Source organism: Methylophaga sp. UBA1464 (assembly GCF_002325665.1).
Lineage (GTDB): Bacteria > Pseudomonadota > Gammaproteobacteria > Nitrosococcales > Methylophagaceae > Methylophaga.
The window spans coordinates 18,926-29,305 of the sequence record NZ_DCSO01000002.1; the positions used below are offsets into that span (position 1 = coordinate 18,926).

The 10,380-nt window shown below is 44.5% G+C and carries 11 protein-coding genes; 4 read left to right on the forward strand and 7 right to left on the reverse strand.

Features of this window, described 5'->3' with window-relative positions:
- Window positions 1–713, forward strand: a 713-nt coding sequence (locus tag B3O33_RS00265; protein WP_292362704.1) for an EAL domain-containing protein, incomplete at its 5' end; no start/stop codon positions are given.
- A gap of 64 nt (window positions 714–777) precedes the next feature.
- On the opposite strand, the gene htpX is transcribed toward B3O33_RS00265, so the two are convergent.
- From htpX to B3O33_RS00290, 5 genes are read right to left on the reverse strand one after another with little or no spacing between them, the layout of a single operon-like run.
- A complete protein-coding gene (gene htpX, locus B3O33_RS00270; RefSeq protein ID WP_292360520.1) occupies window positions 778–1,659 on the reverse strand; it encodes a protease HtpX in 882 nt (293 codons plus the stop codon).
- A 54-nt stretch (window positions 1,660–1,713) separates the two neighbouring features.
- Window positions 1,714–2,823, reverse strand: a complete 1,110-nt coding sequence (locus B3O33_RS00275) for an ATP-grasp domain-containing protein (protein WP_292360519.1) — start codon at window positions 2,821–2,823, stop codon at window positions 1,714–1,716.
- Window positions 2,824–2,846: 23 nt separating this feature from the next.
- Window positions 2,847–3,752, reverse strand: coding sequence for an NAD(P)-dependent methylenetetrahydromethanopterin dehydrogenase (locus tag B3O33_RS00280; protein WP_292360517.1), 906 nt, complete (start codon window positions 3,750–3,752; stop codon window positions 2,847–2,849).
- 1 nt (window position 3,753) lies between these two features.
- Window positions 3,754–4,806: a beta-ribofuranosylaminobenzene 5'-phosphate synthase family protein gene (locus B3O33_RS00285; RefSeq protein ID WP_292360515.1), complete on the reverse strand. Its 1,053-nt coding sequence runs from the start codon at window positions 4,804–4,806 to the stop codon at window positions 3,754–3,756.
- An 8-nt stretch (window positions 4,807–4,814) separates the two neighbouring features.
- A complete protein-coding gene (locus B3O33_RS00290) occupies window positions 4,815–5,678 on the reverse strand; it encodes an NAD(P)-dependent methylenetetrahydromethanopterin dehydrogenase (protein WP_292360513.1) in 864 nt (287 codons plus the stop codon).
- A 216-nt stretch (window positions 5,679–5,894) separates the two neighbouring features.
- On the opposite strand from B3O33_RS00290, the gene B3O33_RS00295 reads away from it, so the two are divergent.
- The gene (locus B3O33_RS00295; protein ID WP_292360511.1) at window positions 5,895–6,254 is read left to right on the forward strand and encodes a hypothetical protein; all 360 of its coding nucleotides are present in this window, start codon (window positions 5,895–5,897) and stop codon (window positions 6,252–6,254) included.
- A 71-nt stretch (window positions 6,255–6,325) separates the two neighbouring features.
- On the opposite strand, the gene B3O33_RS00300 is transcribed toward B3O33_RS00295, so the two are convergent.
- The gene (locus tag B3O33_RS00300; RefSeq protein ID WP_292360510.1) at window positions 6,326–7,123 is read right to left on the reverse strand and encodes a quinoprotein dehydrogenase-associated SoxYZ-like carrier; all 798 of its coding nucleotides are present in this window, start codon (window positions 7,121–7,123) and stop codon (window positions 6,326–6,328) included.
- A 20-nt stretch (window positions 7,124–7,143) separates the two neighbouring features.
- Window positions 7,144–8,076: a quinoprotein relay system zinc metallohydrolase 2 gene (locus B3O33_RS00305; protein WP_292360507.1), complete on the reverse strand. Its 933-nt coding sequence runs from the start codon at window positions 8,074–8,076 to the stop codon at window positions 7,144–7,146.
- 91 nt (window positions 8,077–8,167) lie between these two features.
- On the opposite strand from B3O33_RS00305, the gene gltX reads away from it, so the two are divergent.
- Window positions 8,168–9,571, forward strand: a complete 1,404-nt coding sequence (gene gltX / locus B3O33_RS00310) for a glutamate--tRNA ligase (protein WP_292360505.1) — start codon at window positions 8,168–8,170, stop codon at window positions 9,569–9,571.
- A 204-nt stretch (window positions 9,572–9,775) separates the two neighbouring features.
- Window positions 9,776–10,380 (forward strand): PQQ-binding-like beta-propeller repeat protein (locus B3O33_RS00315; protein ID WP_292362706.1); only part of this gene is annotated, 605 nt, incomplete at its 3' end.

A 10,380-nucleotide genomic window follows, 5' to 3' on the forward strand; every position in this document is an offset into this window, starting at 1 on the left:
TATTCAGTATTCACTTTCAGCCAATTGTGGGGTTACATGGTCCTCAACAAGAACTGTATGAAGTTTTGTTAAGACTACAAGACGGTGAAAAAACCTTACTTGCTGAACAGTTTATTCAGTATGCCGTTGATCTGCAGATGATGACGGAAATTGATAAATGGGTGATACGTACGGCCCTTAAAAAGCTTTCTGAGCACCGTAAAACATATCCGAAAACGCGGTTTTTTATTAAACTTTCTGAACAAACATTACATGATAAAGATTATGTAGACTGGTTATCGGTCAGCTTGTCAGCACACAATTTAACTGGTCAGGCTTTGATATTTGAAATCAGTGAAACAGCCGCGTTGGATAATATCGAAGACACAAAAAATACAATTGCCAAACTTAAGGCCATTGGCTGTGAATTTGGATTAGAACATTTTGGATCAGGTATTGGCTTTTCGCATAGTTTGAGTGTTCTGGATGTGGACTACCTGAAGATCAACGGTAATTTTGTTGAGAATATGGCGCACGATACTGAAAATCAGGCCGCTATTAAATCGATAATTGATATGGCAAAACAGGCTGGAAAACCCTGCATTGCCGAGTTTGTATCCGATGCTGTGAGCCTGGCTCTACTGTGGCGTCTGGGGGTGGATTACGCTCAGGGATTTTATATTCATAAACCTTCAGATAAGCTGGATTACAACTTTGAAGACGAAGATCTTTAGATTGAGAGATTAATGAACGGATAAAGGCCGGCTGTATTAAATGCAGCCGGCCTTTTTTACAGGGTTAGATTCGGCCTGTACGCAAAGCTTCAATGCGTTTTTCAAGCGGAGGATGGGTCATAAATAAGGCGCTGATGCCACCACGACCACCGGAGATTCCCATTGCATGCAGTTGATCTGGTAGAGGTTGCTCAGAGGTTTTTGCAAGCCGCTGCAAGGCAGCAATCATTTTTCCTGAACCGACTAAACGGGCTGCACCGGCATCGGCGCGAAATTCCCTTTGGCGACTAAACCACATCACAATAATGCTGGCCAGAATACCCAGAACCAATTCGGCGATGATCGAGGTGATCCAGAAAGCCGGACCATGACCACGTTCCGTTTTAAATACTGTACGGTCAATCAGATGACCAATAATCCGTGATAGAAAGATAACGAATGTATTTACCACACCTTGAATTAATGCCATCGTCACCATGTCTCCATTGGCAACGTGGCTCACTTCATGCGCTAAAACCGCCTCAACTTCATCTTGTGTCATCGATTGCATCAGCCCAGTGCTTACCGCGACCAGGGCGTTGTTACGATTCATTCCGGTGGCAAAGGCGTTCGGTTGAGAGGATTGATAAATGGCCACTTCAGGCGAGCCTATTCCCGCTTGTTGAGCCTGGCGCTTTACAGTTTCAACCAGCCATTTTTCCGTTGGATTTTTAGGTGAAGTGATCACTTCTGCACCGGTCAGGCGTTTTGCTGTCCATTTGGATATAGCTAATGAAATTAATGAACCACTGAAGCCAATAACCGCAGCAAAAATCAGCAATGAAGTCATATTCAGGTCAGAGCCCTGTTCATCCAGCAGACTCTCAATACCCAATAACCGCATGGTTATACTTAAAACCGCCAGTACGGCAATATTGGTGGCGAGAAACAACATGATTCGTTTCATTTAACATTCCCTCAGGTTAACTTGCTTTTAATATGGGTAAGCCGAAGCCTGTTTTCAAGCTGCCGAAGATAAATTTTCAATCAATTTATTTGCAAACTGATGACCATCATTCAGCTCTGTTTTGTCCTGAGTTAGCAGTAAAGTGCAAATGATGCCTCCTGCTTGGATATAACTTCCATCAGCAGGCAGATCATAACAATAGTCAGGCCAGTTAAAGTCAGCCGGGATCGTAATGTTCTCTGGTGCAAAACAAAACCATAAGATTCGCTTTTTTGGCGGAAGTTCAGCATGAATTTCCGGCATAACACCCTTGGAACTCATCAGCTGCCAATCGATTAAAGGAGCGTCGCCTGGTAATAACTGACAAGAAGAAGTTGGACGTGGATTGATTTCCAGCAGAAATATTTCACCGGAGGGACTGATCTGAAAATCCAACGACATCAAACCTGATAATCCGAGTCGCAGTGTCAGTTGTTGTAGGATTTGCTTAAGAAACTGTTGTTGTTTTGAATCAAGTTGTAAGCCGCTGGTAATCGCTTGCAGGCAAAAATCATCCTTGCGGGTATCACGACTGTATTGCTGGTTGAACAGTAACAACTGACAATCAATACCGTTAGCCAGAAATACAACAGAAGCACTGATACCTTCAATGTACTGCTGATAATATATGTTCAATCGTCCAGCAGCCGATCCGGCATCGACAATATGGGTTCCACCCCAGGCCGCGGCAGATTTGGCTAACCATTTACCTTTAAAGCTCTGGTTGTTATCAAATACTGTTGGCGGATGAGGGAAAGAGAGTTGATCAAGTAAGGCTATCCAATTTACCGGTTCACAAAGTTGACTGAAACTGTTTATTGAAATACCGGCAAATTTGATATGAGAGGGTAATTGGGACAGTAGCGGATAGAAGCGTTCGATGCCTGTACCGCAAATTAATGAACAAGCCTGACCATCACTTAATGTCATAATGGTTTGCCGCCACTCATCGTTAAGTATTTTGTCGAGGGGAGGGAGCTTGAGATATTTATCAGCGACCCGAAGAGTATCAGTGTCTGCATAGCAGTCAGCAACACGGACGATGTAACCTTCCCGTGAAGCTGATTGCGCCAGCATTCTTCCACTTTGAGCGAGAATTAACAGGAGTTTTGGATGATCAGCCATGTCCTGTTTGATGACAATTGTATTCAGACCAGTTTACGGGCACCTTCAAAGGCATTACGGAAATCCAGATAAACAGGCACATCACTTTCCAGTGTTTCTCTGAGCAAGGCCTGTTGCAGTTTATATTTCACGTTGCCTACAGCCAGCGCACCGATGCCAACAGCATCAGGGCATTGTGGGGCAAACTTTAGCGGTTCACCGTTATGCATCAGCTCAACACCTTCAATACCTAAGGGTGAAACGGCATTCACATCGCCAGCGACTTTGAGCTTTTTGGCATCGCCAAGTACAGAAGCATTCAAAACCTGTACGCCGGCTTTTGCTGTACAGAAAACCACATCGGCATCACTTAACAGACGGGCCTTATCCGCATCAGATGCCGCAGTCGTTGCTCTTAAATTAACGCCATAACGTTTACGCGCTTCGTCAGAAAATTGTAAGGCAGTATCTAATGAAAAATGATCAACAATGGTTGTTTCAGCACCTTGCAGTGCCGCAATAACGGCTGTAGCCAGCCCCACCGGACCTGTACCACCAAATACGACTGCCTTGCAGCCTTTATAATCTTGATCGAAATGTTTCTTCAATTCGCGTTCGACGCAGGCAACCAGCGCTGCTGCTGTCGTAAATGCACCGCTGGGATCAGCAAATACCGGAATTTCAAAAGGAGGAACCATGGCTGACTTCGCGGCATCCAACATATCCATTGCCAGGCCTATATCCCTGCCACCGATAAACATGCCCGTTTTTTTTACGCCAGCCGGACCACGGGAAAAAATAGCGTCTTGAGTCAAACCGGCAACTTCATTCAATTCAACATTATTGTAAGGCATCAGAATATCGTAACCGGCATCCAATGCCATATTGATATCAAACGGACTGTTTTGTTTCATTGGGTTAATCATATGAATGATGGAACGTTTGGACATGTTAATCCCTCACTGTTTTATTAAAATGTAAAGTCTGGTTATCGATTGTAATGTCAGCACCCTGATTTACACCAGCAGCACTCAGTAATTCAATATCCTGCAACGGTAGATTAGAGTCAATCATGCCCCGTAGTCTGGCTATCAGGAGATCTGCCTGAGTTTGGCTCTCAGTAAATATACAAGCTGTTGGGCCCCATGAACTTTGTGCCATGCCGGTAAACCCCATTGCTTTTGCATGTTGTAATAACGTTGCTATTGGTTTGCTGGTGTATTGGCCACCTTGTGCCGGGGCAAAATGTTGTCCTATTAATGCCTGAATCTCAGTAACTGCGCTACCGAACAACTCAATATCCTGCTCAATTAACGCAGGTAATAGCTGCATTAAGGTCAGATGGCAAATGTGTTGACTATGGTTCAAAGGAAATTTTGGAAGCGTCCGGAATGCCTGGATTTCTGTCTGACCATGAATTCCCTGATGATTTTTATCCATTAGCATCACCAGCCGCCATTGAGATGGGAAGGCTTGCTGAAATAATCGGGCAGGAGTCAGTGAATTAGCCCCTAAACCAGCATCAACAACAAATCCGCCACTATCAAAAGTACTGATACCAATGCCTGAGCGTTTTCCCCGGTCCAGTGCCTCAGCAATTTTTGGCGTTGGGATATCGAGCTGATGGTAAGTTGCCAGTAACCGACCGATGACCAGCGCGAGTTGAGTTCCCGACCCCAGGCCGGCATGTTCTGGAATCAGGGAGTGAACCGTGACACTTGTTCGTCTTGAACTGGTCGGGATATGTGTTCCCAAAGAGAGATAAAACTGATTTATCAAATTCGAGATCTTGTGCTGGACTGAATCAGAAATCGAGATGCCCGCTGGTTGCTGGCTATCTGTGTCACTCAGGCTTAGCCTGGTGTGGTGGCTGTTTACTGCTAAGCCAATGCTGCCAAAATGGCGGCCTAAGCCACCATTCAGGTCCAGAAATCCAAGGTGGAGTCTTGCCGGCGCCTGTACGTTAATTGTTTTTAATCGGACAGGTGATACCGGTTGTTGCATTCTTATCACTAAGCGTTATCAATTTTGCAGGCAATATCGTAAATAGTGGTTTCATCCAGAAATAAATCATTGCTGTCAAACAGGGAGGCTACCGCACCACGATGCACTTTCATTTTGAAATTGCCAATGGCGATCGCACCGTAGAAACGCACACCTTGTTTTTCCGTGCCGTTATCCATCACTTCCATGCCTTCAACACCCAGTGGCGGTACCGCATTCACGTCAGCAATGACTTCCAGGGTTTTGCTGGCAGACCAGGTGATTTCAGGCACGATACAAACACCCGCTGGCCCTGCTGCTATAGCGACATGGGCATCTTTGAGTAAGGCTGCAACTGCTTCGTCGCTACGTGTTTCACCTGGGATGACGTCAACGCCATAAGCCTTTTTCATATGATCAACTGTCGACTTGCTGCGAGCCATACTACGGCAGGTTAGTACTACTTTAGCGGCGCCTTCTTTTAATAAATACAGTGCAGTACGTTGACCAACGGGGCCTGCACCCATAATCACGACATTTTTGCCCGTGATGTCATAGTTTGTCATCACTTTACGGGCAATGGCTGCGGCAGTTGTATTAGAGCCATTTGGATCCTGCATTACCGAGACACGAACAGGGCCGAAGAATGCTTTTTTTACGGCTTCTCCTACCAGTTCACTGGCTGCTACATTGGACCCACCTATGAATATTGCGCTGTTTTTAAGGTTTTTTCCGCCACGCGTAAAAATCATACCATGCACATGGGCGGTGACATTATCACGGGTTGCTCCACCATGAGCGATAATATTGTCGACCCCGGAATCATAGGCAACGGCTTGGTCAAAAGTGCTTGCAACGGCATCTGTATCGAGATGAAGCAGTATTTTTTTCATTATGTTCTCCTGCGATGCGCATGGTTTTACGCGGATAAATAAACTCTGAATTTTACCCTAAGTTGCTTGACTGAGGAAATTTAACTGCCTGGGGCATTCATTAAAAATGCTTGAATGGTAACCTGCTTAAGTGGCAATATCCTTTTTTTCTGCAGGAACTTGTCTTGCAAGTTCTGAGTCATAGCGGAACCATAATTAAAATATTTGGAGTAGAGAATGAAGAAAAGCAGTCTGACAGTCCTTTTTGCCAGCATCACCATGTTAAGTGCCACTGCTATGGCAGATGACAAAATGGATTTTTCAACAGTCACCAAAGTGCAATACGTTAACGATTGCATGCAGGCTAATACAAAATTAAATATATATGAAGGTGTGCACAAATGTTCATGTGTGGTTGATAAGCTTGATGAAGCATTTACTCAGACTGATTTCGAAGACATCAGTACAGCTTATATGTATCGCAATATGCCAGCAGATAAAGGCGCACAGTTTCGTGATCATAAAGAATTAAAAGGCGGCATAAAACAATACGAAGAAGTCTCTTCATCAGCCTATAAAGAATGCCGTATTCAGTAATTTCTGGTATACATTTTTATTCAAAAAAAAAGGCCGTTAAACGGCCTTTTTTATTTCGGCTCTAATCTGAGTCAAATCTGTTTATCCATGCTGTAAGTCATATCTTTACTGTCATTAACCATGGCTTTTAATACACCGTGTTTTTGCGGAGTGAAGTTAAAGCGAACGCTTGGATCTTCGCTGATAGATATACCAGCCTCAAGTTTAATCAAATTTTCGTCTGCAAAATTTATGATGATTTCTTTCACATAGTGTGGCGGGATATAGCCGCGAGTCTTTTGATCAAACTGTAAGCCGCTATTGTTCGGATGACTTACAACAACCTGTGCTTGAGTGGTTTCACCAATATTGGCATCACGCATACGAATCTGCATTTTGCCAAGACGAGCCATAGCGGCTTCCATATCCTTGCCCGCTGGTGCACTGCAACCGCCGGAAGCTTTCACATAACGTGAAACCATATGCAGGGAACCGTCATTCATCTCTGCGATGGCACGCATATCAGTGTATTGATCAATCCTCACGCGAGTGGCTATGTCAATTTCACCAAGCGATGGTGACAGGTGAAAATTGGCCGAATACGGCATGGGGTTTTTATCAATGATGATATGGATATTCTTAATATATCTTTCACTGGTTTGTGGTTGGAGTGACTTGACGCTGATTGGAACTATTGCCGCATCCTCGGCTCGTGTCGGTGCTTCAAGAACCAACAGGTCGTCCGCATTCTCACGAATTTCACGATCCCCAAAATAGGTTTGTTTTAGTCCTGCCCAGATATCTTCATCAGCCGTGGCTGAATGAGCTGTAAAGCTATGACTGATGAGCATGATGAACATGCCCAGAAAAATTGAATTTCGCCCCATCATTTTCTCTCTCCCGGTTATTATTATTCCCACTCTAATTCTACGAATGCAGCGGTAACATTTCGACGATGATATTCTTCAAAAAGTTTCCATTTTTCAGCTTCTTGTGTTCCTACGGCGGCGATGGCTTCTTCAATGGTTCCCATATCATTAATGATAAATCTTATTTCTTCGCGAATGGTGGTCAGATAACGAAGTAAATTTTGCCATGCCTCGGATTTCTGACCATCAAAAGCCGGTCCATGACCGGGAATAATCATCTCCGCATCAAGTTCTGTCAGCGTATTGATGGCATCAATCCAGCCATTGATACTGCCATCCAATGCCGGTATGCGCTCAACAAATAACAGATCGCCGGTCCATAAAGTACTGGTCTTAACATCGTAAACCGTTAAATCATGATCGGTATGTGCCGTGGTGTATGCGGTTAATAACAATGGGCGATTACCTAAATCAATACGCAGTGGTTTGCCGATACTGACCAGGTTGTCTGCCTCGATAAATTCAGTACCCTGATAAGCCTCTCCGAGAATCTCAGAGAACTGTTTGGCAAAATGTTGTTTTCGACTGGCCATGGCGGCCGGTAGTTTTTCATGACCTATAAATTTGGGATTATCGGCTTTAAACGCAGCATTGCCCAATATATGGTCGGGATGGACATGGGTATTAATGACATAACAGATCGGCAGATCGGTTTGCTGGCGGATGGCTTCACGCAATAATTCACCCTCACGAAAACTGCCGCCGCTATCAATAACTGCTACGCATTCATCACCAGTGATAAACCCAACATTGGCAATCGCGCCGAGATTTTCGTTATCGGCTTCTTCATGGCTGCCCTGATGATAATAAACACCATCAGATACGTGCTGGAGCGGATAATTACCTGCAGCAGCATTTGAAGCTATTGCCTGCACTGGAAGAAAGCTGGAAAGCAGTAAAATCAATAAATGCATAACTCTGTCTCACTAAATGACATCTCATGAACTGTTACAATAGCGCACTTTATCGCAATCCATCTACACAGCTAGCAGAGAACTTTTGATTATGACAATTCGCACGCGTTTTGCACCCAGCCCAACCGGATATTTACATGTGGGCGGCGCTCGTACCGCTCTTTTTTCCTGGTTATATGCCAGAAAGCATGGCGGCCGCTTTGTTTTAAGGATTGAAGATACGGATCTGGAACGTTCCTCAGCAGAATCTGTTAATGCCATTCTGGAAGGTATGACCTGGATGGGATTGGATTATGACGAAGGCCCGTTTTATCAAACGCAGCGTTTTGAGCGTTACAAAGAGATTATTCAACAGTTAATGGATCAAGGCGACGCTTATTACTGTTATTGCAGTAAAGAAGAATTGGAAGCCATGCGCGAAGAGCAGCGAGCTAATAAGCAAAAACCTCGCTATGATGGACGTTGCCGTCACCTATCGACACCGCGTGAAGGGATACAGCCGGTCATTCGTTTTAAAAATCCTACTGTGGGGCAAGTTGTTGTCGAAGATGCCATTCGGGGTAATGTGGTTTTTGAGAACAGTGAGCTGGATGATTTGATTATTGCCCGTCCGGATGGCACGCCAACCTATAACCTGACAGTGGTCGTGGATGATTTGGATATGCAGATGACGCATGTCATTCGTGGGGATGATCATTTGAATAATTCACCACGACAAATCAACATTTTTAAAGCACTGGGTGCTAAACCGCCTGTCTTTGCTCATGTACCGATGATTTTAGGTGATGATGGCGCTCGTCTTTCGAAAAGACATGGAGCGGTCAGTGTTATGAGTTACCGTGATGCAGGATATCTTCCTGAAGCGTTATTGAATTATCTGGTCAGGTTGGGCTGGTCACATGGCGATCAGGAAATATTTTCGCTGGCTGAAATGACACAGTTATTTGATATTCAGGACGTTAACAAAGCAGCCTCGAGCTTTAATACCGATAAATTACTCTGGCTTAATCAGCATTACATCAAAACCAGTTCACCGGAACATGTTGCACAACACTTAAGCTGGCACATGGGCGAGTTGGGAATTGATCCAGCGAATGGGCCCTCACTGGTTGATGTTGTTGTATTGCTTCAGGAACGCGCCAAAACACTTAAAGAAATGGCGGAATCCAGTGTGTATTTTTATCGGGACGTAGATGCCTATGATGAAAAAGCCGCACAGAAAAATCTTAATGAAACCAGCTTGCCACTATTGGAAGCTGTACTGCAGGAGCTAAGCCAGCTGAATGAATGGCTGGCCGAACCGATCCATACCGTCATTAAAAATTGTGCTGAAAAACATGAGGTTGGTATGGGTAAGGTGGCTCAACCCATTCGTGTCGCCATTACCGGTAATACGGTCTCACCCTCTCTTGATGCCACGCTGCAACTCTACGGTCGTGAGCGCGCACTGGCGGCAATTGAGCGGTCGATACACTGGATCAAAGATCGTGCCTGATTTTTAGTAAAAATATAAAGTCCTTTATTTTCAATAGCTTAATTATTCGGGAAATTATTCCCGAAAACTAGATGGAAATACTCACAAAAAACTTGAGTAAAGTTCTTGACGAAGCCGGGAAGTGGGGTTAAGGTTCGTCATACGCATGAGGTTCATTCGAACAAGTCGTGACGTAAATACTAAAAAGCAATAGAGGACAACTTTATGAAGCTGAAAACATTATCAATCGCAATGATGGGGTTAGCCGCACCAGGTCTGGTCGCTGCTGATGAACTCCTTGAAATGCAAAAAAATGACAATAACTGGGTTATGCCAGCTGGTGACTACGCTAATACGCGTTACAGCGAACTGACTCAAATCACGAAAGACAACGTTAAAGATCTGAATATGGCGTGGTCTTTCTCAACAGGTGTTTTACGTGGCCACGAAGGTAATGCTTTGGTCATGGACGGCACCATGTACGTTCATACAGCGTTCCCAAACATCGTTTTCGCACTTGACCTGAACAACGATGGCGCCATCAAATGGAAATATGAGCCAAAACAAAACTACGATGAAACTGTACCAGTCATGTGCTGTGATACCGTTAACCGTGGTCTGTCTTATGGCGATGGCAAAATCTTCCTGAACCAGGCTGATACCACTCTGGTGGCATTAGATATGGAAACAGGTGAAGTGGTCTGGTCTGACAAACGTGATGATCCAAAAGTTGGTGCAACCAGCACCGCGGCGGCTCACGTATTCAAAGACAAAATCATCGTCGGTATTTCAGGTGGTGAATTTGGTGTCCGTGGTTATGTACAAGCTTA

Excerpts from the sequence above, each read along its gene's own strand:
- htpX (WP_292360520.1), bottom strand. The coding sequence starts at position 1,659 with ATGAAACGAATCATGTTGTTTCTCGCCACCAATATTGCCGTACTGGCG.
- B3O33_RS00275 (WP_292360519.1), bottom strand. The coding sequence starts at position 2,823 with ATGGCTGATCATCCAAAACTCCTGTTAATTCTCGCTCAAAGTGGAAGA.
- B3O33_RS00280 (WP_292360517.1), bottom strand. The coding sequence starts at position 3,752 with ATGTCCAAACGTTCCATCATTCATATGATTAACCCAATGAAACAAAAC.
- B3O33_RS00285 (WP_292360515.1), bottom strand. The coding sequence starts at position 4,806 with ATGCAACAACCGGTATCACCTGTCCGATTAAAAACAATTAACGTACAG.
- B3O33_RS00290 (WP_292360513.1), bottom strand. The coding sequence starts at position 5,678 with ATGAAAAAAATACTGCTTCATCTCGATACAGATGCCGTTGCAAGCACT.
- B3O33_RS00295 (WP_292360511.1), top strand. The coding sequence starts at position 5,895 with ATGAAGAAAAGCAGTCTGACAGTCCTTTTTGCCAGCATCACCATGTTA.
- B3O33_RS00300 (WP_292360510.1), bottom strand. The coding sequence starts at position 7,123 with ATGATGGGGCGAAATTCAATTTTTCTGGGCATGTTCATCATGCTCATC.
- B3O33_RS00305 (WP_292360507.1), bottom strand. The coding sequence starts at position 8,076 with ATGCATTTATTGATTTTACTGCTTTCCAGCTTTCTTCCAGTGCAGGCA.
- gltX (WP_292360505.1), top strand. The coding sequence starts at position 8,168 with ATGACAATTCGCACGCGTTTTGCACCCAGCCCAACCGGATATTTACAT.